Consider the following 24,649-nt stretch of genomic DNA (forward strand, 5'->3'; position numbering starts at 1 on the left):
GGAGGGAAAATGGAAGCATGAACGATGCACTCATTGGCAGTTTTATATCAGCCATGTCAACGGGCCTAGGGGCCGTACCGATTCTATTTATGCGCAAAATATCGCACCGTCTGCGTGATATCTTGCTGGCATACGCCGCAGGTATTATGACCTCGGCCTCGGTGTATAATCTCATTCCGGAAGCGCTTGGCCAATCGAATCTCTTTGTACTTGCATTTGGTATTATGCTTGGTAGCCTGGTTCTACTGGTGCTGGAGATGAAGATTCCACACGTCGATCTGGAGAATCCCGAGAAAATGCCTTTTAAAATTGAAACCAAAGCCTTCATGATTATTGCAGCCATCACCATGCATAACCTGCCAGAAGGGTTATCCGTTGGCGTTAGCTATGCAAGCTCGGATGAGAACCTGGGCAATCTCATTGCCTTTTCCATCGGATTGCAGAATGCACCGGAAGGATTCCTGGTCGCCCTCTTTCTTGTGAACCAGAACATTGGCCGCTTCAAAGCGCTGGGTATTGCCACCCTGACTGGAGCGGTAGAGATTATTACCGCTATGATTGGTTACACATTAAGCAGTCTCGTAGCTGGTCTTGTGCCTTATGGTCTGGCCTTTGCAGCTGGTGCGATGATGTTCATTGTTTATAAGGAACTTATTCCAGAAAGTCACGGCGATGGCAATGCACGTGTGGCGACGATGTCCTTTTTGCTCGGGCTCATCACGATGATTGGTCTGACCGAACTGTTTTAATTGAAGACTAAAGAACCCGAGCGAACAGTCCAAGACTGTCGACCGGGTTCTTTGTTTAGCCACAAATGAAGATTCCATGAAATTACTGGGACCGTCTGTCAGAGGTATTTCGCCCTCTCCTGATCAGGATTGGATGAAACGAATCAGTTCCGAATTGAATTTTTCCAATTCATCATAGAATGCACCATGACCACTCTCTTCAAAAGCAATCAGTTGAGACGAAGCGATGCCTTGGTGCATCTGCTCGGCGAACTCAAACGGACAGATCTCATCTTTTTTCCCGTGCAAAATGGCCATCGGCACCTGAATCAAACTCAGGTCACCTCGCAAGTCCTCATCCCGCAACGCAATTGCACTGCGAATGGTACCATAAGATGAAGCTTCCATGCCGAGAGCGTGGAACCAATCCATGAATGGCTGGCTGTGTTTCTTCGCGAAGAACATGCCGCCAAACGTCTCCAGCAACTTCGGACGATCTGCAAAGATCGGCTCAATGATCTGCTCATTCAGCTGCTCTGGAGTCAATCCATACGGATAACCTTCACGCTGTGTGAACACAGGTGCTGCCGCAGATAACAAGGCCAGCTTGGAGACACCATGTCCCTTATGTCTGGCCATGTAATGTACTGCAATCGCTCCACCCATGGAGAACCCTGCGAGTACCGCGTCTTTCAATTCCAGATCATCGATAACGGCACGAACATCATCTGCCATGCGATCATAATCATATCCTATGGAAGGCTTATCCGATAAGCCATATCCTCTAAAATCTATCGCAATGGCACGAATGCCATGGTTCGGCAGTACATTCAACTGATATTCAAACATTTTATAATTAACAGGCCAGCCGTGCAAAAAGACAACCGGGGTGCCTTCGCCAATATCTTCAACATATACTTTTACATTTGGTTCCACTTGTACATAACGTCCCATATTTCACAGCTCCCTTATTATCGAACCGTCTCTTCGAATCATTACCCGCTGACCCAAGGTTCAAACGTAAGCCGTTCAACCAGCCGCATACTACCAGCGAAACCAATTAACCATCTTCCTCTCCAAATCTGATTACCGTAGTAGCCTAAGTCCATTCAGAATAACCAGAATTGTACTGCCTTCATGACCTACCACACCCAAAGGCAATGCGACGTCTTGGAGGAAGTTACCTGCAATTAAGGCCAGAATAACGGTGATGGCAAAAAACATATTTTGTTTCACCGTACGCTGAGCTCGACGAGCCTGCCCAATGACCCAAGCGATCTCTTCAATGTTATCGTTCATCAGTACCGCATCAGCGACCTCCAGTGCAGTTCCGCTGCCGGACAATCCCATCCCCATACCCACAGTAGCTGCTGCAAGTGCTGGTGCATCATTTACGCCATCCCCTACCATCAGCACAGGACCATATTGGTTGCGGAGCACTTGGACCTTCTTCACTTTATCTTCTGGCAGCAAGTCTGCATAGACCATGCTTACCCCCGTTTCACGCGCAATCACAGAAGCTGATCTGGCCCGATCTCCTGTTAACATCGCAACTTTTACACCCATGGCTTCCAGCTTTTTCACTGCAGCTGCTGCCTGTGGCCGTACGGTGTCCCGCATGGCGATCAGCCCAACTAATTCACCATCAGCCATAACAACGGATACGCTTTTCCCCTCCCCCTCAAGACGGGAGCATACATCGCCCCACTCAGAAGATACCTTCACATGGTTAACACCATGTTCATCTGGATCACCAACGTTGCTATCTTTCATCTCCTCTGACTGCATTGATCCCAGTACGTCTGTTTTGCCAATGCTCCAGACCACACCATTTATAGTTCCTTCGATACCCCAGCCTGTTAGAGCCTGGACGTGCTCCGCTTCCTGAAGTGTAATGTTCTCCATGTTCGCCTGATCTACGATGGCACGAGCCAAAGGATGCATGGAGAGGTTCTCAATTGCCGCTACCGCAGCTAAGAGCTGGGCACGATCTACATTCTCAGCCGTAATAATATCGGTGACTTGTGGGGTGCCCATGGTTAATGTACCTGTTTTGTCAAAAGCCACGACCCGCGTGCGAGCCATATTCTCCATATGGGCACCACCCTTGAAAAGAATGCCACGGCGCGCACTGCTGGACATCGCGGACAACATGACAGGCATGATGGAAGACACCAACGCACAGGGTGAAGCAACAACTAGAAATACCATCGCTTTATAAAATGCCTCATTCCATGTCCAACCAAGCAGCAGTGGAGTTCCTGCAATCACAAGTAAGGTCACCCCTACAACAATGCGCGCGTAAATCCCTTCAAACCGCTCCATAAAACGCTGGGAATCCGGCACTTCTGCCTGCGCTTCTTCCACCATTTTTATGATTTTGCCAAACAGTGACCCTTCAGCCGATTTGGTAACCTCTACGTATAAGGCTCCCTCCCCGTTTAACGTACCTGCATAGACTTCATCCCCCGCAACTTTGTCCACAGGCAGGGATTCTCCGGTGATGGACGACTGATTGATAAAAGAACTCCCCCGGTACACGACACCATCTGCTGGGATGAGTTCTCCCGGTTTGACCAACAGCAGATCACCCGGCTGCAGATCATCAATAGCCACGAGGTTCATCTGTCCATCCTCAATACGCAGTGCTGTCTCCGGCTTCAGCGCGAGCAACGATGAGATATCCTTATGACTGCGCTCTGTCGCATAACTTTCCAACGCACCACTGAGTGCAAAAATAAAGATCAGCATCGCGCCTTCATTCCAGTAACCAATGGCTGCTGCCCCAAGGGATGCGGCAATCATCAGCAGGTTTACATCCAGATCGCGGTCCTTCACCAGTTTCTCGATGCCTTCCTTCGCTTTGGTCCAGCCGCCAACGGCATACGCCACAATGTAGAGCATGATGGATAAAGTACCAAAATACGGTGCAGTTCCCCAGGCAATCAGCATCAACAGTCCGCTGCCCAATGCTGATTGCATCTCTTTATTCTGCACCATGGCTCGAAAATCAGGCTTCTTGCCACGATTGGGGCCGGGTGTTTGGGATGAGCTTTGTTCTACTTGTTTCTGTCTGTGTAGAGGTTGATGTATCGCTTGCATATAAATCACGTTCCTTTCGAATGGTAGGTTTGCGGAGAGTGAATGTGCTCCAGTTCCGCTTCCAGAAATGAAGTTGTATTGAGAATGAGAGCCATTGTTAATACCATAAAAATGACACATGCTGCTGCGGGAATCCCGCAGCAGCATGGTTTTGTGAATGATTTTGAAATAATCTCGAATGAGAATGATAATCATTTTTGTGCTTATGCAATTATTTTTACCCAATACAACTTTTAATCAGTATATGCCTGTAATCCTCATTTGTAAATGGATATTTTCCGGACGGTTACTCCTAAATGCGCGTTAAAAAGGCAAAAAGCCGCTGTCCATGGGACAACGGCTTAAAGCATCTATTGATAGGCGTTTGATTATTTTATAGCATATCGCTTAAGTGAATGTTTCACATCCACCCAATACCATTTATGCGCCTACACTTGCTCCCTGACTTGCTTTGATCGCTTGCTCCAGATCATGGATAATGTCTTGAATGTTCTCTGTGCCAATAGACAGACGAATCAGCTCCGGATTAACCCCTGCGGCAGTTTGTTCATCTTCAGTCAACTGCGCGTGAGTCGTACTTGCCGGGTGAATGATCAGTGACTTGGAATCGCCCACGTTTGCAAGGTGAGAGAACAGTTTAACATTTTCAATCAATTTACGACCCGCTTCCGCACCACCTTTGATGCCAAAGGTCAGAATGGCGCCCTGCCCTCTTGGCAGATACTTCTGTGCAAGCTCATAAGAACCATGGCTCGGCAGACCTGCATAACTTACCCAGGACACATCCTCATGTTTCTCAAGGAATTCAGCAACCGCAAGCGCGTTGCTACTATGGCGCTCTACGCGCAAGTGCAATGTCTCCAGTCCTTGCAGCAACAACCATGAGTTGAATGGAGAGATCGTTGCACCCAGGTCACGCAGAAGTTGTACACGAGCTTTGATAATATAAGCAATCGGTCCAACCGCTTCCGTATATACAACACCGTTATAACTGGAGTCCGGCTCCGTCAATCCAGGGAACTTGCCACTTGCTTTCCAGTCAAATTTTCCGCTATCCACGATAACGCCACCAATGGATGTACCATGACCGCCAATAAATTTCGTTGCAGAGTGAACGACAATATCTGCACCATGTTCGATTGGACGAAGCAGGTACGGACTTGGGAACGTATTATCCACGATCAAGGGAATTCCATGTTCATGAGCGATGGCTGCTACCGCTTCAATATCCAGTACATTCCCCTTTGGATTACCGATCGTTTCGGCATACAATGCTTTCGTTTTCTCCGTAATCGCTGCCCGGAAATTCTCAGGATCACTGGAATCCACAAATTTCACGTCCAGACCCAGTTTCGGCAAAGTTGTCGAGAACAGATTGTATGTACCTCCATACAAACTCGCCGAAGACACGATCTCATCGCCTGCACCAGCAATATTCAGAAGTGAAAACGTAATGGCTGCCTGACCAGAAGCTGTAGCCAGCGCTCCAGCTCCGCCTTCCAACGCCGCAATTCGTTGCTCAAACACGTCGGTTGTTGGATTCATCAGACGGGTATAAATGTTGCCAAACTCTTTCAAACCAAACAAGTTAGCTGCATGCTCGGTGTCCTTGAATCCATAGGATGTTGTCTGATACAAGGGAACCGCTCGTGCGTTGGTGGTTGGATCAATCTCCTGGCCTGCATGAATTGCCAATGTTTCAAATGAAAGCTCACGTTCGTTTGACATAAATCTGAATCCTCCCTCAATATATACGTTCGATAAATTTCATGATGTCTTGACATGGTGGCGTTGTTTTCCATATTCTCTCACAAGATGTTGCATTTGAAAAGACTTATTTCCGATTTTTCCGATGAGAAATATTAAATATGTACATTATCATTTCTATACCAAAAAAAACCTTTGCCCTCGCAAAGGTTTTTCGGCTGCTGCAGATGCGCTGCACCACTTTTCAATCCGGCTGTCTCTTAGACCCGAACTGCACTCCATACTTCACGCAAATGTTTGGCCGCAGGTACAGCTTCCTCCGCAGTTACACCTTCAAGTGAAATATCAATATGTGGCTTATACGTTTTTAGCAATTCAAAAAATAACGGGTAATCCAGTATCCCTGCCCCAGGTACCGGATTAAACTTCTCTCCCTGTGCATCAAAGGCTACATCTTTGGCATGGATCACAATCATCCGCTGATACAGCGATTCCATCACCTCGCGCAAGAAAGCCCCTTGATCTGTAGCATGTGGTTGCTTGATCAGATTACACGGGTCGAACAGCATCCCCAGATTCGATGAAGGAATCTCTTCAAACAAACGTGTCATATGTTCATGCGTATGAAGAGTATGTGTGGACACAGGCTCAATCGCCGCATGCACGCCCCATTTCTCGGCTTCCTCAGCCAACTCCTCAACCGTTTCTTTCAGCACACTCCACGCCTTCTCTTCATATCCATCCGGATGTGTATCCTGATAGGTGTCCAAGTCCCCGGTCTCCGTTGCTACCATGCTGCAACCAAAATCCCGGGCATAACGCAGATGCTCCTTGAATCGATCAATGTCCGCACGTCGTCTTACCGGATCAGGGTCAATCGGATTAATATAACAGCCCAGTACCGCAATCTTCACCCCGCGCTGTGCAAATTGATCTCCGATCTCATTCGCTAGCCCTGGGCTCAGCTTGCCATTTGATGAGTCCACATCTGATAATGCTTTGGCCAGCGCCAGCTGTACGGAATTAAATCCGTTATCCGCAATCGTCTGCGCAAGCTGTGCTGTAGGCTGTTTGCCAAATGTATGCGCCAGAATACCAAGTTTCATCTCACTGCCTCCTTATGCTAATCCGATTATCAGGTGATTAACGTGCCATCCAGCCGCCATCGACATTCAGCACATGACCATTCAGATAATCCGAAGCGGCAGATGCCAGAAAGACAACCGGGCCTTTCAGATCTTCAGGTGTTCCCCAGCGCCCCGCAGGAATACGGGCTGTAATATCCCGGTAACGATTCTCGTCCGCACGGATCTGGGTAGTATTATCGGTTTCCATATAACCAGGTGCGATACCGTTAATCTGGATTCCTTTACCTGCCCATTCATTGGCGAGTGCTTTGGTTAAACCGGCAACGCCATGTTTACTGGCTGTATACCCTGGCACGTTGATCCCACCTTGATAGGACAACATGGAGGCAATATTAATGATTTTGCCACTTCCGCGTTCAATCATATGTCTGCCTGCCAATTGGCTTAGGAAAAATACAGTGTTCAGGTTCAGACCAATGACATCATGCCAGTCCTGCCCTGCATGATCAGCCGCAGGTGTGCGACGAATGATTCCGGCATTGTTGACGAGAATGTCAATTCTGCCCTGGAACGCAAGCGCCTGTTCGAACACAGCCGACAACTCATCTTCACGACTTAAATCCGCTTCAATCACATAAGCTTTGCGTCCGAGTGCTTCAATGGCACTTGCCGTTGCCGCAGGTTTGGAATAAGAGACCAGCACCACATCAGCACCTGCTTCTGCCAAACCAATGGCCATCCCTTGTCCAAGTCCTCCCGAGGTACCTGTCACCAGTGCAACTTGTCCGCTTAAATCAAATGGGTTCATGAATGATTCCTCCGCATGGTTTTGATATGCAATCCTTAGATCCGTCCGTACTTTAATCCAATGAATAATGAATGAGGTTAACTTTGATAATCCACTGTGACACCGCTCTGCTCGTATAAGGCAGCCGTCTCTTCATCCAAACGACTATCGCTGATAATATAGTCCAGTTCCGAACACTGGGCGAAAGTTCGCAGTGCAAATTGTCCGAATTTATAATGATCCACAACGCCGTATACCTGCTGCGAGGCGGATATCATTGCTTTTTTCAAAGGAACCAGATCTCCCGTGTATATGGATAATCCAAATTCCGGATGAAGGGCTGTCGTGGATATAAAGGCTTTATGAATGTTAAGACCGGAGATAAAGGTAGCTGTATCATCCCCCACCAGCATATTCCGAACACGAGCCCCGCCAGGCACAACCAGTCGTACCTGCTCCTTCTTGGTAAGCTCCGCAATAATGAACAAGTCATTGGTCACCACCGTCAACGGCTGATTGTCGAGACGTTTGGCCATCTCCAGCGTGGTGCTGCCACCATCAAGAGCAACGATATCTCCAGGTCGAATGTAAGCCAGAGCACGTTCAGCAATCTCCGTTTTCTCCGAATGATGCTTCTCGGTAACTCCGCGGCTATTCAAGATGCCATATTGGTCATTCTGGGCCAACATAGCACCACCATGGACACGTACGAGCAGTCCCATACTCTCCAACTTGTCGAGATCCTCTCGCACTGTTTTCCCAGTCACCTGCAACAATTCACTCAGATCACTGACGGTTACCTCCTGGCGCTCCAGAAGAGCCTCCATGATTTTTTCATGTCTTTTCAATGGATTCATCCTAATCAACTTCCTATACCACCTGAGTCAAATGAATGAGTGTTCTAGTGTCTACCCTGTCAATTTAACTCAGACATCTGTAATTTATTATTTCAGGTCTTTCATCGCTACGCCGTCCATATCTTCGAACGTCTGGTTCTCACCAGCCATCGCCCAACAGAAGGTGTAATTGCTTGTACCCACACCACTGTGAATGGACCAGCTTGGAGAAATGATTGCCTGGCGATCACGTACAACCAGATGGCGTGTTTCGTTTGGCTCACCCATCATATGGAATACAACACCGTCTTCAGGCAAGTTCCAGTACAAGTATACTTCGGAACGGCGGTTATGGGTATGTGCAGGCATCGTGTTCCACATGTTACCCTTGTCGAGTTCGGTAATGCCCATCACCAACTGACAACTCTGAATTCCACCTTCTCCTTGGTGAATGTAACGATAGATCGTACGCTCATTGGAAGTTTCGATGCTGCCCAGATGATTTGGCTGAGCTTGTTCTTGCGTTGCTTTTACTGTTGGATAGGTGTGATGAGCCGGTGTGGATACAAAATAGAATTGTGCAGGTTGAGCCTTGTCACTGCTTGTGAACACAACTTCCTTCACACCTCTACCGATGTAGAGACATTCCTTCGCTCCAATCTCATAACCTTGTCCGTCCGCTGTCACTGTTCCGTGACCACCGACATTAATGATACCGATTTCACGACGCTCCAGGAAAAAGTTCGTTCCGATATCTTTCAGGTTCACTTCAAGAGTAATGTCCTTGCTCTCAGGTACAGCCGTTCCCACAATATAACGATCCACATGAGAATACACCGTTACCAATTCATCGGTTGCAAACAGTTGCTCCATCAAAAATTCCTCACGCAGGCGAGATGTATCATACGTTTTCACTTCATTGGGATGTGCAGCATAACGATTTTCCATTATTAATCCATTCCTTTCGTCATTTAAATTAGTTGAGATTGAGTTTGAACATGTTCATATAAGTTCATTTTAGTTCATTATGTATCTTTTGTGTACCTTTATTTTCGAAAAAAGAATTTTCTGCGATAAAACATTTATGATTCTAACTGTCTTCGATATAATACAAGACATGTTCAGTCAAGGGAGAGATGCAAGCTATGGATTACCAATCGTGGATCGGAGTACCTACTCCTCCCAAGAAAATGGTTATTACCACAGATCAGATTGTCCAGTTCACACAAGGCTTTCCAGAAGAATTTCGTCCCGACGCAAGATCCATCCCTCTCACCTTTCCGATGATATGGTGGCAACAGACACACTTACCCTGGATGGAGCTTCCTGGGAAAATTATGATCCATGGCCAACAATCGTTCACATACGAACGTAAATTGAAGTATGATGCAGCTTTATTTTACCGGATTGAACTTGCAAACGTACGCGAAACAACTGGATCCCTGGGGAAGATCCAGCTCCTTGATTGTACAATGAAGGTTACGGACGTCATGAAACAACACGTACTCGTTGCTAACACCACATTAATACTTCTGGACTCTCCAGCGTTGCAGCCTTCGTACTCCGAACTCGAGCCTGTGTATCCGCAATATCCCTCGGAGATTTATTATCAATGGGATGGGAAACACCATCTCTCATCTGATGAACTCCTGTTCGACGCTTGTCTTGGAACCATAACCAGCGCTATGCTCATCGCCTATGCAGCCACATCGAGCGATAATAACCCAATTCATCTGGATGTTCCCAAAGCACATGAAGCAGGTGCTCCTCGCCGAATTGCACAAGGTATGCTTATCGGTGGCATGATTGGAAACCGACTACAAATGCTAGGATTGGATAACTGGATTCTATGCGATATAAAATACCGATTCCGCTCACCCGTGATGGAAGGGGACGTCGTCCGTGTGCTTGTGAGTGTCATCAATACGGATAACCTCTCCCATCTGGCATGCAGTATCACAGTCTATATTGAACATCGAGCGGGTGTTCCTTCTGACTTGCTAGCCTATGAAGGATCCGTTCGTTACACGGCCCGTTAATCCCACTCTCCAATTCGGACATGACCCTTAAGCAGATTGCGGGAAATAATCATGCGTTGAATCTCGTCTGTGCCCTCGAAGATTCTCCATACTCGCATTTCCCGATACCAGCGCTCGATTGGCAAGTCCTTCGAATATCCGATTCCGCCAAAAATCTGAAGGACCCGATCCACAATATCGTTTGCTCTACCCGCACCGTACAACTTGGACATCGTTGCATGATGTCTTGCATCCAGCCCCTGATCCACCCTCCAAGCAGTATATAATACCAGCCATTTGAGAGCCTCCAGCTCAACAGCAGAGTCGGCAATCATCCATTGGATGCTCTGCCGACTTGCCAACTGCTCTCCAAATGTCGACCTTTCTTTAACGTAATCAATGGCCATATGGATCAGCCTGCCAGATGCACCCACAGCAATAGCCGGAATCACCCAACGCCCTCGACTGATCCACTGCATCGCTGTTGTTAACCCCTGCCCCTCTTCACCGAGCACATTTCCGTTTGGCACGAACACTTGGTTAAACGTAAGTACAGAAGGGCTTTTATCCCCACCCATCGTAGGAATCGGCTCTGACGTCCACCCCATGTCCCGGTCCACCAGAAAGCAAGTGATCCCTTTGCCAGGCTCAGCCTGGACATCAGTCACTGCAAAAACAATCGCAAAATCCGCCTCGTTTCCGTTTGTGATAAATACTTTCTCCCCATTGAGTACCCAGCCATCCGCCACACGCTCAGCCCTCATCTGAATTCGACTTGCATCGGAACCTGCCGAACGCTCTGTTATCGCAAAACAGGACTGCCTCTCACCCGCAATAACGGGAAGTAAATACTTGCTCTGCTGTGCCTTGCTGCAAAGGTACAGGATATTGTCCGCTTCCCCTCCAAAGACAAACGGAATACACGTGCGTCCTAGCTCCATTTTCAGGAGTGCACTAGTGACCGTTCCAAGATTTGCTCCCCCATACTCTTCTGGTGTCTCAATACCCCATAGGCCCTGTGTTTTCGCCTTTTGTTGAAGCTCTCTAATCTGTCTAAGTTCGATCCCGGGTCTCCCCTCACGCTCGTTACGTAATAATTCAGGTTCCAACGGAATCAGTAGCTCGTCCACAAAATGGCGTGCGGCGGATTGAATCTGCTTCTGTTGCTCTGTCAATTCAAAATTCATGTCAACCTCCCGTATAAAATGTCATCAATTGCGGCCACAACAGCTGATCCATGATCACTTGAAAATTTCATGTTTCACAATTCCCCTTACTGCATACTGATGATACAAGTCGATTAACTGATCTTCCGAAGGATGCTTGTAATACAAAACATCAAATTTCTCGTTAATACATTGGCACAAGATATCCAGGTCCGATGATGGTGTCTTATCTATAACCAACACTTCTCTATGGGCAGCTTCTGCCGAAATGGTCTGGATCAGTTCCGGGCCCTCGGCATAGACAACCATGATGCTGACAGGTAATCGATCCCCCTCGTAACCCTGATGTGCTCTTACAACCTTTTCGAAGCGAATATAACAATCCCACCATGATTTTCTAATCTCTGGATCAAAAAATTCCTTTAAGATGTTTTGAGCCTGTACTTCAAACATCGGATGACATTCGAGGAAATAATCCAGATTCGTTTTCCAACCATCATAACGATTCTCATCAAACTCGGAAGGGTGAAAGATATGGAAGGTTAACGCTTTTTTGTTCAATACGAACGTTCCCCCAGCCTGTTGCAGGCGATAGCCAAGCTCGCTGTCCTCCAACCCCCACCCCTTAAACCCTTCGTCAAACATACCCGATCGGATCAGTACTTCTCTGTTTACAGAGAAATTGCAGCTGAAAGACAGATGCCACGCTGTGCGGAATGCGCTTCCATTTTCCGAAAAACGTTCCATGAGCTGAAATCGTTCATCTGCTTCTGATGATGTAATAGCAGCATGCACCCATCCCGGATTTAACGACGTTATATCAATGCTCTCTTCACCCAAATATCTTCGAAACCCTATGACAAGTTTCCCCCCGGCCAGCTTGTGCACTCTCAAATGCTCATAGATAAAGTCCGATCCGGCGAGTTGATCTCCGTCAAGGAACACGATCACATCTCCATTCGCGATAGTAATCCCCTTGTTTCGTGCCGCTGCCCGACTTGATTGCTCCGTAGAAGGAATGTAATGATATCGTATAGGAAAATCATACGTAAGCCCGCCGATCATCTCGCCCGTGCCGTCTATAGACCCGTTATCGATAACCACAACTTCGTATTGATCGCCTTCGCACAAACGCTGTCGCGATAAGGAAGACAAACAGGCTTGAATCACTTCTTTCTGATTATGCGATAGAATAATTACACTAGCTTTCATACGTATCTCCTCCCACATGCCGGACTACCTTTTTATTTGAGCTCGGCACTAATAATAATGCAAATCCCAGGAAGGCAAGTGCTGCCGAACAGGCAATCACTATTTTAAAACCAAAATAATTTCCGAGTGCTCCGGCCAGTAATCCACCACCCATGGAACCAATGATGTTTGCATTGTTGTACAGCGTTGTGGCCGTGCCTGTCATTTTAGGAACCAAATCCTGAAAAAAAGTCATCCCAACTCCAAGTACAATCGCGATAAAAATGGCACTGAATATCTGGATAGCAATGATCTGCCATCCCGATTGGGTAAACCAAAATAGTGAAAAATAGGCGACTCCAAACAATCCCGCACATTTCATAACTGTGATACTACCAAACCTTTTGGCCAGTATTCCCAGAATGATCATGGTGGGGACCTGCAAGGCTGCGTTAACACCCGAGATCATGCCAACGTCCAACTTCCCGCCTTGCAACTCTTGCGTAACATATAAGGGAGTTACAATGCCCCCCATCGTATTAGCCAACTCAAATGCCATGAAAGCAAGTAATGAAAACACAATCTGCGGTGCCATCAGCAGCCGCTTGAAGCTACGTACTGAGTTAGATGATAATTCCGTTCCACCCCCCGGTTCCCGACTCTCGTGTGCTCGAATCATCAGTACAAATACGGCAACGAGCATGTACATCAACGAAACAACCAGAAACAGGCCTGTGTACGAGAACTGGTAGATTATAAAAGACGCCATTACAGGACCAAGAATCCAGGCCAGAGACACCAGAGCTCGCAATACAGCCATAACAACGGTGACATCTTCACTCGCCTCCCTCTCGACTACTTCTCTAGCAAGAGCAAATAATTGCGGAAAGGCCGAGAATGACAAAGCCATGAAAGTACAGGAAACCAGCATTAACACAATGTAACTGTCCGTATTTGCATAGAATACATAGCTTACAGAAGCAGATACACATGATCCAACAATAATCCACTTGCGCACAGGCTTTTTATCGGACAATCGACTAAACAGCGTACTAATGATAATGCCGCTTAACGATCCACACGCCATAAAGATCCCTAATGATAAGGGGCTCATTCCAGCCCGTTCTACTCCGAATAATGGCATGAATGGTAGCGTTAATCCGTATCCCAAACCAATAAAAAAAATGCATACGGATAACAAAAGTAAGGCCGGGCTTCTCAGGACAACCAAAAGACTTTTCAATAGAACCTTGCCCCCTCTTTACAACAACCGACGAATGAGTTCAGCTGCACGCTCGGCTCCTCCGTACTGCGAAGTACAGACGTTTTCCTTCAGCGCCATAGCCTTATCCATGTCTCCATTAGTCATCATCGCGTTAACGGTCTCAGCTAGAGCGGATCCCGTAACCTCACCTGGGGACATGACTCTGCCACCGCCAACGTTCTGTAACTGCTTGGCATTAAACTCACGTTCTGCCCAGGTCGGAATGACCAACGACGGCGTACCTGTTAAGATCGTTGTCATGCAACTTCCATGTCCGCCATGGTGAATCATGACATCGCTATGCTCAGCTGCCATAACTCCCGATACATATGAGGTGAAGTGTACATTAGGGGGAACTTCCACGCTGTCCCCTTCCAATGGATTAAAACCAGTAGCAATCAAAAGCTCCGTCGAAGTGTTACCGAGTGCTCTAACGGCTTCCCTGAAAATATGACCACCACTCTCCACACCCCATTCCACGAGACGACTTGTGTACACAAATACACGTGGCCTCCTGTCGTTGACTGATTTCATCAACCAGTCCGCAGGCATTCCTGTCTCATTTGTATCTCTCCATACCACGGGACCGATATATTCAATTGGAACGGGCAGCTTCCCGATCTGTACCGGATCAAAATCCGGTATACTCGGAAGAAGGGCAAGATTACCCGCCAGAAATGTGAGAATGTTGTCCGTTTCAGGCAGACCATACTCAACCAACGCTCCGTTCAACACATTCGTGACATCTGGTATGTCTCCATATAATCCATAACTCGTTGTAAAAGGAAGACCACCTGGAAGTGTACTGGACTGATTCATAGAAACGAGAGGAATGTCCAGCTTACAGGCAATGAACGCTGCGGGGACACTCGAATCGGAAATAACAAGGTCCGGTTTAAAACCAATGGTTACCCGCAGACGAGCTTCAAGCTCATTTCGCATGTAAACAGGGTCCGAGTACCCCATCATGGACAAAAAGTGATTCATATCCTTGAAGTTTGGGTGGAAAACCTGTACCTTGGGAGCAGGAATAACTGGAATCGGAATATAGGTAAAACCCATCTGTTCCATCGCGACCCCGGCATTTCCCCAGATTGTGAACGCCACCTCATGTCCCATCTCTCGTAACTTTAGTGCTATGGGAAGACAACGATTCACTCTCCCCATCCCGGCCATCATCCCAATAAAAATGCGTTTTTTCTTCAACAAAATTTCCTCCATCAATTCGTATATTTCGGAAATAGTTCTACACTTTCACGTAGGCTGACAACACTTGCTCAAAGAGTTCGCCTGCTTCCCAACCGTTCTCCCTACTGGATTGGGTGGCAACTATACGGTGCTCTGGAGGGGACCACACACCGATCTTTCCACCATTAACAGAGAAGATCTGACCGGTAACCCTACGGCAACGCGGCAGACATAAGGAAAGCATCAATTCGGCCACATCTTCCGTTGAACCTACTTTCCAGTACTCGGGAAACGACTCACTTTTCATTTCGGCGGTCTGCTTCGCCCGTTCGATGTATGGCATTGTCATGTCAGTACGCGCTGCGGGAGAAACTGCATTCACATTAATGCCATAAGATTCAAGTTCCAGCGAAAGTGTCCACGTCATGCCTATCAATCCGGCTTTGGCAGCACTGTAATTTAATTGCCCGATCATTCCGGTCAAGCCCGCCACGGAGATCATATTAATAATGCTGCCTTCCCTTCGTTCCCTCATGCTCGGCAGAGCGGACCGGATACAAGCAAAGGCTCCCTTAAGATGCGAATTCAATACAAGATCCCACTCGGTTTCACTCATTTTATGGGCCATCTTATCGTGAACAACTCCGGCGTTGTTCACCAGGATATCAATCTTGCCGAATTCGCGAAGACCCTCCGATATGATGCGTTCACCACCGGCCATGCTTGCGACGGATTCAACGACCCCAATAGCGGTCCCACCCTGATCCCGAATCAACTGAACAACGTCCCATACCCCACCTTCTTGTACACCGTTGACAACTACCTTGGCTCCTTCTTGTGCCATACGTATTGCGGCTGCACGCCCAATTCCGCGGCTGGAACCCGTAATGACTGCTACCTGTCCCTCTAACAACAAAGGCTGTTTCCTCCTATTCGCACTTCTCCCACATTGATGCAAGCCCAATCCCGCCACCAATACCCAGTGTTGTGATTCCCCGAGTCCCCTTTATATGCCTCATCTCGTTGAATAGGCGTGTAACCAGGATGGCTCCCGATGCACCAAACGGGTGTCCAAGCGCCAGTGCCCCGCCTCCCACATTAACAATGTGAGTTGGAATATGCAGTTCTCTTAAAGAGGCCAGAACTTGTGAAGCGAACGCTTCATTGAATTCCACAAGATCAATGTCTTCCATTGCCAAGCGATTTCGGCTGAGCAACTTGGTAACGGCAGGAACCGGACCGATACCCAAGTAGTTCGGGTCAACCCCCACTGCCACACTGTCGATAAATTTCATTAGGGGTGTAAGTCCTAACGATAATGCTTTTCCCATTGACATGATTAAAACGATAGCGGCACCATCATTTAATGGACAGGCATTACCAGCCGTCACTGTACCATCCTGTTCGAAAACAGATGGCAATGCTGCAAGCTTCGTAAGTGTTGTATTCGCCCGAGGACATTCGTCTGTATGAATGATTCTAAGTTGCTTACCCTCAGGGATAGACAATGGAACGATTTCATTGTCGAAACGCCCGCTTTGTATTGAAGCAATCGCTTTCCTATGACTGGAAAGCGCATATTCGTCCTGGTCCATTCGAGTCACACCGTACTTCTTAGCAACGTTGTTAGCCGCCTTCCCCATATCTGGATCTCCGATCCATTCCGGAGAGAATCTTGTGCGAGTGATTACTTGAGGTACTACACTCCCGTACAGAGACAAGGGTTTCTCCAATCTCCAGGGTGCACGACTTGTGCTTTCGACACCACCAGCCAGATACACTTCCCCGGCACCTGATTGAATCAGCCTCGCTGCTAAATGAATAGCTTCAAGACCAGATCCGCATTGACGATCAATCGTCACACCAGGGACCTCTACCGGGAGTTTGGCTTGTAACGCGGATAACCTGGCGATGTTACCTCCCCCGCCTACTGCATTACCCAATAGAACATCATCAATGTCACCGGGGGGGATGGGAACGTCGCTTAAAATGGCCTGAATGACTTCTGCAGCCAGTATTTCCGGCGGTGTCTCCTTAAACATCCCCCCGTATTTGCCGATTGCAGTTCGCTTCGCGGAGAGGATAACAGGAATCAACAAATTTTTCATATTTTTATTTTCAGTAACTCGTTCAGTTTTGTTCGCGAAATCTTTCCACTCGTTGTGTAGGGGAAGGCATCCACCCGTATAATTTCCTTTGGACACTTGTAGGTAGCAAGCTCACGACGGCACAATGATACAATCTCATCATCATTAACCTCGCTACCCATTCTGAGCTTGATAAGTGCGCTCACCTTTTGGCCCCAGTATACATCGGGTACACCTACAACGATGACCTCCTCAATGCCTTCCAATGTTAGCAACAGCTTCTCAATTTCCTCCGGATATATATTAAGCCCTCCGCTAATAATCATGTTTTTCTTTCGACCAACCAGATATAAATAGCCTTCGGAATCTCGTGTTGCAAGGTCTCCCACAGTTGCCCATTCACCATGTACAACTTGGCTGGTTTCTTCCTCGGAACCATAATATCCTGTAAAGATCATCGGGCTCTTCACAAACAATTGTCCTACTGAGCCTTCGGTTACTTCCGTACTATCCACTTCACGAATGGATACCTGCACACCAGCAAACGGTTTACCGATTGAATCAGGTTTATACCGATTTCCTTCCGGATCAAGTACTGTGACAAAGCTTAGCTCGGAGGCACCATAAAATTCATACAAGCCTGCATTCTCAAATACCTCTTTCACCTTCCGTTTTGATTCTGGCGACCATTTATCACCTGATGTAATGAGAGATCTGACGGATGACAGCGCAGTAACTGAATCAGAAGCCATGAACGCTTTGTAGAGTGCTTCAAACATCGTAGGTACAAGATAAAGATGTGTAACCGCATGTGTTGCTAACGTCTCCAATACATATTCCGCTCGGAATTTGCTTGTTAGATGGAATGTCCCGCCAATATACAAAGTTTGAATGCACGCATATAACGTAAGTGAATAGACCAAAGAACCCGGCGCCAATACATGGTCTCCTTCATCATGCACGAATGTTTCACGCGCATATGCAAAGCTCGCGATCCATGAACGCTGAGAACGGAGATAGCCTTTCGGTCGTCCGGTCGTCCCAGAGGTATATCCCATGTAGAACAGGCTATCTTCAGTTGAGGATCGCTGTGGTTCACCTTCTTCCCTTCTGAGAGAACGAGGTTCACCCGTATCCACAGTAATCACCCTTGTTGACGATGGAATATGAGATATTCTGGCTTTGAACTCCACATCTATGACAAGCACACGAGGTTCACATTCATTAATAACCTCCGTCAGATTTGCATCGCCCCACTTGGGATCAAATACAGCAGCACACATTCCAATTTTGGTGGCTGCAAGAAAATATTCGATCATCGAGGCACTATTGTTCATCAGCAGGCCGACAAGAGGAAGTTCATCGGCTTCGAAATCTTCCTCAGTAGCCAGAATTGTATTTGCTGCCAGCTTTATTCCATGGTATAGCTCGGCGTACGAAATCTGCCGGGCATCATCAAAGATGGCAGTTTTCTCCGGATTCTGGGAAGCATGTATGCGTATCGCATCAGCCAGTAACATCATTTCACCTTCCTTACTGTATTAACTAAAGGGGTAGCCGGAAGCACTATCTCACCTGTTTTAACCAGATACAACCCTTTGTCCGATACACGAATATGTGGCAAATGTGAAGCTGTCAGAAATAAAAGAGAATACAGAGGATCACCAAATCGGTAACCGTGGACACGCATTTTCTCATTGAACTGATCCACACTAGCGCCGATTGATGCCACGCTCTCCAAGCTCATAGCTCCACTGAGTGGAAGAGGAATGTACAGTTGCTCCCCATCCACGAAATATACTAATATTCCTTCCCCGCGAAGTTCCAACTCCTGAGATGCTTCGCGCATGGCAGACAGAGATCGCCCAAGCAAAAGTGTATCGTTCGAAGCGTTGTACGTACTTGCTAATGCCTTGATCCCACACGCTAAACCTTTGATTCGGGTGTTGATCACCCAACTTCCGTTAACATCCATCAATGTCATCCAGTTCTCATCCGTTTCCAATCCCGCTCGGGGATCAAAATGGTACGATTGGGTGATAACATCGTTCACCAGTTCAATACCGGTGTCGGTTCGAGTTTCCATCTGGTCCAGCCTCAGGTTAACGATCGTTCGTCGAGACGGAAAAGTGGAGCGCAACCAAGTGCGTATCTCTGCTTCATCTGGCTCTACTACTCGCCTTTGATTTTGGACCACCCACTCGCCTCGTTGCAGGACATGCAGTGGATCAGGTTCATTTATGGAGGTTAAGACGTTCAAACAAGCCAGTCTGCCTGGTGCAATCCCGCCTAAGTCTTCATCCAGACCGTAATATACTGCCGGATTTAAGGTAGCAAGACGAAAGGCATCCGCTACAGATATTCCCGTCTCCATACAGATCTTGATCATGCTGGCACAGCTCGTCCTCTCCACATAGTTTGGTGACGGGCCATCGCTGGTAAGCATCATTCGGTTCATATTGAACCGGGAATCACCTTTCATCCCTTTAAGGAGGTGTGGCAAATCAGGACGAATAGATGAGTATCGAAGAGAGGCGTGTAGCCCCGCTTTTAATCGTCTAAGTACATCTTCGGCATGGAGAGCTTCGTGGTCAGCTGTGATGCCCGCTGCAGCCATGGTACTTATTTTTTCATAAGATACGCCAGGCAAATGTCCTTCCGCCCTCATCCCATGATGAGCCTTCGTAAGATAAAGTTGCTCTACCAATACTTCGTCGTTCGCCAGCAGTTTGGGCCATTCGGTCAGTTCCCCGCTCTGTATCACAAGGTTATGTTGTAGCCACTTGTCCATAGTCATTGGATCAGCTCGATCAGGACGGTCAATGTTACACCACCATAGGAACATATGATGACTTGTCTCTTCCAGCTTCTCAATGAATGACAAAGCTTCAGTTCCTAGAAACGTTAACAAAGACAGATTATCATTAATGGACAAGACCGTACCCTTCTGTAATAGAGCTTCTCCCCATGTATAAGGATTGTACATTTGGCATGGGTGTGCATGAGGTTCAATATATCCTGGGACAACAACTTGATCTTTCTCCAATTCAATGACCTGGGTCTGGTCTGAAGTGGGTAGTTCCTTGGCTCCAACGTAGGCAATACGACTTCCGGACAGATAGATATTCGCTTGTTCAACTTCCCCTGTGTATACGTTCAAGTAAGATGCCTGTCTAAACCACATTGTCGCAGGCTGATCACCTTTAGATACTGAAATGAGTCTGTGATATTCATGTAGATTTGTCGGGTAAATCCTCATAGCTTACCTCACTTTCGTAATGCCAACAAAAGTGCGAAACCAAAAATGGATATGAGCAGCACTTGATAGTCGAGCTTTTTGAAAGCTAACATTCTCAGTTGCGTTCGATTCATGCCAGGGCTATATCCGCGTGCCTCAACGGCCAGTGAAGCGCTTTCGGCTTTCTGGAATGCTAATAGAAGGATAGGGACTACAATTGGGATAAAACTTTGCAGACGACGAACGATATTACCGGAATTAAAACGAACACCTCTTGCCCGCTGTGCCTTCATCACGTTGTCGGTTTCATTCAACAGAATTGGAATAAAGCGGATCGTCCATGAGATCATCAACGCAAATTCCTGTGTAGGAACACCCAGCCGCTTGGCAGGCTTCAACAGATCTTCAATAGCCTGTGCGAGATCACCCAGCTTTGTCGTAAGTGTCAACAATGAAGCGATGACGAGAAGAAGAATGATGCGAATGGCTATATTACCTGCTTTAATGACACCCTCCTCGTAGATCGAAAACACTCCCGCTTCAAGCCATAACTGCCCCCCTTGTGTCAGAAAAATGTGAAATACAGATGTGACAATGACTATTAGCCAAACAGGTTTCAATCCTCTAACAATATAGGAGGGTGGTATTTGCGATATAGTGACTACACACATCACAAACACCGCAGACAATACGTATGAAAGCCATGAGTTCAACAGCATGACAGACAACATGAACAGAAACGCGATGACGAGTTTGGCTCTTGGATCAAGCCGGTGAATGATGGAGTTTCTGTGGACATACTGACCGATGATAAAGGATTGAGATAAGGACATAACTACAATTCCTTCCTTTGAAAAAAATCAGCAATATATGACAAAATCCATTCTTTCTTTACCGACTCCAGCTGCAATTCAACGTTCAATTTTACATTTATGGCTTCCACGAGCTGGAGTGCTTTAGGCAGCTTTAATCCCATATTTTTCAACTCATCTTGATATTCAGTGAACAATTGGAGCGGAGTCGTATGTCTTTGCACTTGACCACGTTCAAATATAATCACTTCTTCGGCGTACTCGGCAACAGTCTCCATATCGTGCGTCACCATAATAATCGTACTCCCCTGTTCCTGCTGCCAGGAACAAAAGAGTTCCATCAGCTGCTCTTTCCCTTCCGAATCCAACCCTACGGTTGGCTCGTCGAGAATAAGCACCTCCGGGTTCATCGCTAACACACTTGCAATTGCCACTCTCCGCTTCTCTCCGCCACTTAATTCAAACGGTGATCTATTGCAGAAAGATTCGTCCAGACCTACCATCTGTAATGCATCCAAGCATGTACTACGCACTTTTTCGGCCGACCAGCCCAAGTTCTTGGGACCAAAGGAAATGTCTTTTAATACCGTATCCTCGAATAATTGATGCTCCGGGAATTGGAATACAATACCTACTTTATCGTAGAGAACGTGCGTTTTCTTTCGATCGGTTGTCATTCGAAAATTTCCTATATCCACTGTTCCATTTGTAGGTTGCAGAAGCCCATTGAGCAGCTGTACAAAAGTTGACTTGCCTGATCCTGTTTTTCCCACAACAGCAAAGATACGATTATCGCCCATGGTGAGTGTAATGTTGCTCAATACGTTGTTCTCCAATGGTGTTCCAACATGATACGAGAAGTCCACTTCTTTTAGTGTAATTTGCATAAATCATCCACCAAATCTTCCAGAGTGAGTGCTGAAGAAGAGTGTAGCCCCTTCTGGTTAAGTGCCTCTCTTGCCTCGACGATAAAAGGAGCCGTTATCCCGGGAAAACGCCAATATTCGCCCTGAAACAAGGCCTCGGGCGATCCATCATAACAAATGTCACCCTGATCAAGTACAATAACCCTCGAAGATGCTGCAATCTCCTCTAAGTCATGCGTAATCGTTACAATCGTAATTCCTTGTTTATGCAACTCTCCCATCAGCAATGCAATCTGATCTTTGCCTTCCGGGTCGAGCATGGAGGTAGATTCATCAAAAACAATAACTTCTGGTCCCATAGCGAGAACTCCCGCAATAGCGATACGCTGTTTTTGCCCTCCTGATAACGAATATATATCAGAATTATAATAATCCAGCATCCCCACTTGCCTCAATGCCTCTGTTACATGACGCTCAATATCTTCAGTAGGGACACAGACGTTTTGCAGGCCGAAGGCAATATCTTCAAACACTGTAGATGCCACAATTTGATTCTCTGGATTTTGAAAGATCATTCCGATTCTCTGACGAATGATACTTAAATCATCTTCATTGGATGTCACATAATCATTAAAAGTTACTTGACCTGTGGTTGGAAGGAGTAACCCGTTCATTAACCTAGCTATGGTGGATTTCCCTGCTCCATTCCTTCCAGCAAAGGCCACGTATTCACCAGAACAAATATGAAGGTTAATGTCGTTTAACATTGTTGCTCGGTTTGCATAACCAAACGTTACATTGGAAAAATGAATCACTGTAGTACCTCCATCACTTGGCGCGATTTACTTGTACAGAAGTGCTTAGGAATGTGCAGTCTCTGAGTATCATGTTGTTAGACACCCGGTGTCTGCCTCTTCGTATTTTGGATCATTGTAGGACTTACCTTGAGAATTCTAACAGCAATAAGTGAAGCAAGCACCGCTTTGAGCAGGTCACCTGGAATGAAAACAAGGTTGCCTATGATAGCCTGTGTAATTGGTACATCCGTTATAAAGGACAGGAATGGAATACCAACTGCATACACAACAAGGATTCCACCCACAATGTTGCTCAGTAGAAAGTTCCAAAATTTAATGCCTGCAACGGATGTCCGTTGAACCAGCAACCCAATCACAAAAGCAGCAATCGGATAACTAAGAACATACCCGCCTGTAGGTCCAACCAGAACACCCAAGCCCCCTCTGCCACCGGACAACAATGGAGCTCCTAAACCGATCAGAACAACAAAGAGCAAGAGACTTATCCCTCCCAATCGAGCACCAAGGATACTGCCTGCCAGCATCACTCCCAGCGTTTGGACTGTAATTGGCACAGGTATAAATGGTAGTGGAATCGGAGGTAACAGTCCAAGTACTGCAATAACGGCTGCCATAATCGCAGTAAACATCATATCTTTAATCTTCACAACAAGGCCCCCAATATGAATTAGTTGATAATTACGCATTCCTTATGTTGAGTTTTTTCCAAATCTTATGTACTACTGTATTAAGAGAACCTTCCCCTCGATACCCGATTCAGCCGCTGCAATAGCCTGTTGTACATTCGTTAGTTCATACGTCGCCCCAATGTTTGCCATGACAAGCTTCCCTGCTCTGACCAGCTCCATCACCTCATGAAATACCTGTTCCCAGCGTTCTTGCGAACAGCGTTCCACCCAATGCTTTAACCAGAAAAGTTTCACATGAACTTGTGTTCCTCGGGTTACTTCATGCCATAACGGTGTGATCCCCGAAAGCAATCCTACACTGATGACCGTACCATTTGGCTTAAGGCAACTGACCAACTGTTCCCCGTCCGTCCCTCCAATACAATCCACGGCTGCATCAGCACCGCACCCCTCTGTTAATTCTGCGATTCTAGCCTGGAGCAACTCTTTCGTTGTATTGATAACAGAAACTGCTCCAAAACGATACAGTTCAGCAGTATGACGATCATCTCTCGTAAGCGCAATCAATTTAAATCCATAAATTTTTGAGATCTGTGCAAAGATTCGCCCGATTGCAGATCCCCCTGCATTCACAATCAGGGTATCACCATACGTAAGCTTAAGCACCTCTGTACAGATCAACCAAGCCGTAACCGGATTAATATATAGCTGACTGGCTGAGTGATCATCGATATCATTCGGCACGATGATTGTATGACGATCCAAGGTCTTCACGACGTCCTGCCATGTATTCTCGCCTTTCAAAGGCAAGACGCGGCGTCCCAACATTTGATTGGATACTCCCGGCCCTACTGCTTCTACTATCCCCACACCCTCAAACCCGGGAACAGCTGGTAATCGGGTACGATGCGGGTAAGCTCCTCGAACAGGAATGAGATCGGAGGGATTGATAGGCCGAGCATGCATCCTCACTGCTAATTCACCAGGGCCAGGGGGTATCACATCTTTTTCTTCCATACATAACACTTCACTTGGTTCGCCAAAACGATAATAACGGATTACCCTTGCTTTCATTGGTGCATCTCCTAAAATAATTTTGCTGGAATAGCTCTAACTAGGATATT

General features: G+C 46.9%; 22 protein-coding genes. 2 read left to right on the forward strand and 20 right to left on the reverse strand.

Annotated elements, in window-relative coordinates; genetic code table 11:
* Positions 1-17 precede the first annotated feature (17 nt).
* The gene (locus tag ACETMN_RS28650; RefSeq protein ID WP_036606933.1) at positions 18-749 is read left to right on the forward strand and encodes a ZIP family metal transporter; all 732 of its coding nucleotides are present in this window, start codon (positions 18-20) and stop codon (positions 747-749) included.
* Positions 750-872: 123 nt separating this feature from the next.
* Here the strand turns inward: ACETMN_RS28650 and ACETMN_RS28655 are convergent, their stop codons facing one another.
* The 7 genes from ACETMN_RS28655 to kduI form a co-directional block, all read right to left on the reverse strand.
* Entirely contained in the window at positions 873-1,682 is an 810-nt protein-coding gene (locus tag ACETMN_RS28655; protein ID WP_411735445.1) for an alpha/beta fold hydrolase, read from the reverse strand.
* 132 nt (positions 1,683-1,814) lie between these two features.
* The gene (locus tag ACETMN_RS28660) at positions 1,815-3,830 is read right to left on the reverse strand and encodes a heavy metal translocating P-type ATPase (protein ID WP_411735446.1); all 2,016 of its coding nucleotides are present in this window, start codon (positions 3,828-3,830) and stop codon (positions 1,815-1,817) included.
* A gap of 420 nt (positions 3,831-4,250) precedes the next feature.
* Complete coding sequence (locus ACETMN_RS28665; RefSeq protein ID WP_411735447.1) at positions 4,251-5,558, reverse strand: homocysteine synthase; 1,308 nt, start codon at positions 5,556-5,558, stop codon at positions 4,251-4,253.
* 239 nt (positions 5,559-5,797) lie between these two features.
* Positions 5,798-6,643, reverse strand: coding sequence for a sugar phosphate isomerase/epimerase family protein (locus ACETMN_RS28670; RefSeq protein ID WP_091019285.1), 846 nt, complete (start codon positions 6,641-6,643; stop codon positions 5,798-5,800).
* A 37-nt stretch (positions 6,644-6,680) separates the two neighbouring features.
* Positions 6,681-7,433: a 2-dehydro-3-deoxy-D-gluconate 5-dehydrogenase KduD gene (gene kduD, locus ACETMN_RS28675; RefSeq protein WP_091019283.1), complete on the reverse strand. Its 753-nt coding sequence runs from the start codon at positions 7,431-7,433 to the stop codon at positions 6,681-6,683.
* A gap of 77 nt (positions 7,434-7,510) precedes the next feature.
* Positions 7,511-8,269 carry a DeoR/GlpR family DNA-binding transcription regulator gene (locus ACETMN_RS28680; protein ID WP_091019281.1) on the reverse strand — a complete coding sequence of 253 codons (759 nt, stop codon included), beginning with the start codon at positions 8,267-8,269 and terminating at the stop codon, positions 7,511-7,513.
* An 87-nt stretch (positions 8,270-8,356) separates the two neighbouring features.
* Positions 8,357-9,196 (reverse strand): 5-dehydro-4-deoxy-D-glucuronate isomerase, encoded by an 840-nt coding sequence (kduI, locus tag ACETMN_RS28685; RefSeq protein ID WP_036606918.1) that lies wholly within the window; start codon positions 9,194-9,196, stop codon positions 8,357-8,359.
* Positions 9,197-9,393: 197 nt separating this feature from the next.
* Here kduI and ACETMN_RS28690 point away from each other — a divergent pair, with 197 nt between their 5' ends.
* Positions 9,394-10,287 (forward strand): MaoC/PaaZ C-terminal domain-containing protein, encoded by an 894-nt coding sequence (locus tag ACETMN_RS28690; protein WP_179198627.1) that lies wholly within the window; start codon positions 9,394-9,396, stop codon positions 10,285-10,287.
* On the opposite strand, the gene ACETMN_RS28695 is transcribed toward ACETMN_RS28690, so the two are convergent.
* From ACETMN_RS28695 to ACETMN_RS28755, 13 genes are all read right to left on the reverse strand, one after another.
* Positions 10,284-11,453, reverse strand: a complete 1,170-nt coding sequence (locus ACETMN_RS28695; RefSeq protein WP_091019278.1) for an acyl-CoA dehydrogenase family protein — start codon at positions 11,451-11,453, stop codon at positions 10,284-10,286. The genes ACETMN_RS28690 and ACETMN_RS28695 overlap by 4 nt on opposite strands.
* Before the next feature lie 54 nt (positions 11,454-11,507).
* A complete protein-coding gene (locus tag ACETMN_RS28700; RefSeq protein ID WP_179198626.1) occupies positions 11,508-12,644 on the reverse strand; it encodes a glycosyltransferase family 2 protein in 1,137 nt (378 codons plus the stop codon).
* Entirely contained in the window at positions 12,634-13,866 is a 1,233-nt protein-coding gene (locus ACETMN_RS28705; RefSeq protein WP_091019275.1) for a sugar efflux transporter, read from the reverse strand. Before ACETMN_RS28705 ends, ACETMN_RS28700 begins: the two co-directional genes overlap by 11 nt.
* A gap of 18 nt (positions 13,867-13,884) precedes the next feature.
* Entirely contained in the window at positions 13,885-15,093 is a 1,209-nt protein-coding gene (locus ACETMN_RS28710) for a glycosyltransferase (protein WP_179198625.1), read from the reverse strand.
* 40 nt (positions 15,094-15,133) lie between these two features.
* Positions 15,134-15,991, reverse strand: a complete 858-nt coding sequence (locus tag ACETMN_RS28715; protein WP_179198624.1) for an SDR family NAD(P)-dependent oxidoreductase — start codon at positions 15,989-15,991, stop codon at positions 15,134-15,136.
* Between the two features lie 13 nt (positions 15,992-16,004).
* Positions 16,005-17,183, reverse strand: a complete 1,179-nt coding sequence (locus ACETMN_RS28720; protein ID WP_091019270.1) for a thiolase family protein — start codon at positions 17,181-17,183, stop codon at positions 16,005-16,007.
* Entirely contained in the window at positions 17,180-18,682 is a 1,503-nt protein-coding gene (locus ACETMN_RS28725) for an AMP-binding protein (RefSeq protein WP_411735448.1), read from the reverse strand. The genes ACETMN_RS28720 and ACETMN_RS28725 overlap by 4 nt, the downstream gene beginning before the upstream one ends.
* Positions 18,682-20,346 carry an adenine deaminase C-terminal domain-containing protein gene (locus ACETMN_RS28730; RefSeq protein WP_179198623.1) on the reverse strand — a complete coding sequence of 555 codons (1,665 nt, stop codon included), beginning with the start codon at positions 20,344-20,346 and terminating at the stop codon, positions 18,682-18,684. The genes ACETMN_RS28725 and ACETMN_RS28730 overlap by 1 nt, the downstream gene beginning before the upstream one ends.
* Positions 20,347-20,429: 83 nt before the next feature.
* A complete protein-coding gene (locus ACETMN_RS28735) occupies positions 20,430-21,233 on the reverse strand; it encodes an energy-coupling factor transporter transmembrane component T family protein (protein WP_091019264.1) in 804 nt (267 codons plus the stop codon).
* Positions 21,234-21,235: 2 nt separating this feature from the next.
* Entirely contained in the window at positions 21,236-22,099 is an 864-nt protein-coding gene (locus ACETMN_RS28740; protein WP_091019263.1) for an energy-coupling factor transporter ATPase, read from the reverse strand.
* The gene (locus ACETMN_RS28745; RefSeq protein WP_179198622.1) at positions 22,084-22,893 is read right to left on the reverse strand and encodes an energy-coupling factor transporter ATPase; all 810 of its coding nucleotides are present in this window, start codon (positions 22,891-22,893) and stop codon (positions 22,084-22,086) included. Before ACETMN_RS28745 ends, ACETMN_RS28740 begins: the two co-directional genes overlap by 16 nt.
* 77 nt (positions 22,894-22,970) lie before the next feature.
* Entirely contained in the window at positions 22,971-23,543 is a 573-nt protein-coding gene (locus ACETMN_RS28750) for a biotin transporter BioY (RefSeq protein WP_091019259.1), read from the reverse strand.
* A gap of 72 nt (positions 23,544-23,615) precedes the next feature.
* Positions 23,616-24,599 (reverse strand): zinc-dependent alcohol dehydrogenase family protein, encoded by a 984-nt coding sequence (locus ACETMN_RS28755; RefSeq protein ID WP_091019258.1) that lies wholly within the window; start codon positions 24,597-24,599, stop codon positions 23,616-23,618.
* Positions 24,600-24,649 lie beyond the last annotated feature (50 nt).

The organism is Paenibacillus sp. M2 (assembly GCF_046713495.1).
Lineage (GTDB): Bacteria > Bacillota > Bacilli > Paenibacillales > Paenibacillaceae > Paenibacillus > Paenibacillus amylolyticus_B.

Bases quoted from the DNA above. Each gene is read 5' to 3' on its own strand.
- ACETMN_RS28650 (WP_036606933.1), top strand. From the start codon at position 18: ATGAACGATGCACTCATTGGCAGTTTTATATCAGCCATGTCAACGGGC.
- ACETMN_RS28655 (WP_411735445.1), bottom strand. From the start codon at position 1,682: ATGGGACGTTATGTACAAGTGGAACCAAATGTAAAAGTATATGTTGAA.
- ACETMN_RS28660 (WP_411735446.1), bottom strand. From the start codon at position 3,830: ATGCAAGCGATACATCAACCTCTACACAGACAGAAACAAGTAGAACAA.
- ACETMN_RS28665 (WP_411735447.1), bottom strand. From the start codon at position 5,558: ATGTCAAACGAACGTGAGCTTTCATTTGAAACATTGGCAATTCATGCA.
- ACETMN_RS28670 (WP_091019285.1), bottom strand. From the start codon at position 6,643: ATGAAACTTGGTATTCTGGCGCATACATTTGGCAAACAGCCTACAGCA.
- kduD (WP_091019283.1), bottom strand. From the start codon at position 7,433: ATGAACCCATTTGATTTAAGCGGACAAGTTGCACTGGTGACAGGTACC.
- ACETMN_RS28680 (WP_091019281.1), bottom strand. From the start codon at position 8,269: ATGAATCCATTGAAAAGACATGAAAAAATCATGGAGGCTCTTCTGGAG.
- kduI (WP_036606918.1), bottom strand. From the start codon at position 9,196: ATGGAAAATCGTTATGCTGCACATCCCAATGAAGTGAAAACGTATGAT.
- ACETMN_RS28690 (WP_179198627.1), top strand. From the start codon at position 9,394: ATGGATTACCAATCGTGGATCGGAGTACCTACTCCTCCCAAGAAAATG.
- ACETMN_RS28695 (WP_091019278.1), bottom strand. From the start codon at position 11,453: ATGAATTTTGAATTGACAGAGCAACAGAAGCAGATTCAATCCGCCGCA.
- ACETMN_RS28700 (WP_179198626.1), bottom strand. From the start codon at position 12,644: ATGAAAGCTAGTGTAATTATTCTATCGCATAATCAGAAAGAAGTGATT.
- ACETMN_RS28720 (WP_091019270.1), bottom strand. From the start codon at position 17,183: ATGAAAAATTTGTTGATTCCTGTTATCCTCTCCGCGAAGCGAACTGCA.
- ACETMN_RS28725 (WP_411735448.1), bottom strand. From the start codon at position 18,682: ATGTTACTGGCTGATGCGATACGCATACATGCTTCCCAGAATCCGGAG.
- ACETMN_RS28730 (WP_179198623.1), bottom strand. From the start codon at position 20,346: ATGTGGTTTAGACAGGCATCTTACTTGAACGTATACACAGGGGAAGTT.
- ACETMN_RS28735 (WP_091019264.1), bottom strand. From the start codon at position 21,233: ATGTCCTTATCTCAATCCTTTATCATCGGTCAGTATGTCCACAGAAAC.
- ACETMN_RS28740 (WP_091019263.1), bottom strand. From the start codon at position 22,099: ATGCAAATTACACTAAAAGAAGTGGACTTCTCGTATCATGTTGGAACA.
- ACETMN_RS28755 (WP_091019258.1), bottom strand. From the start codon at position 24,599: ATGAAAGCAAGGGTAATCCGTTATTATCGTTTTGGCGAACCAAGTGAA.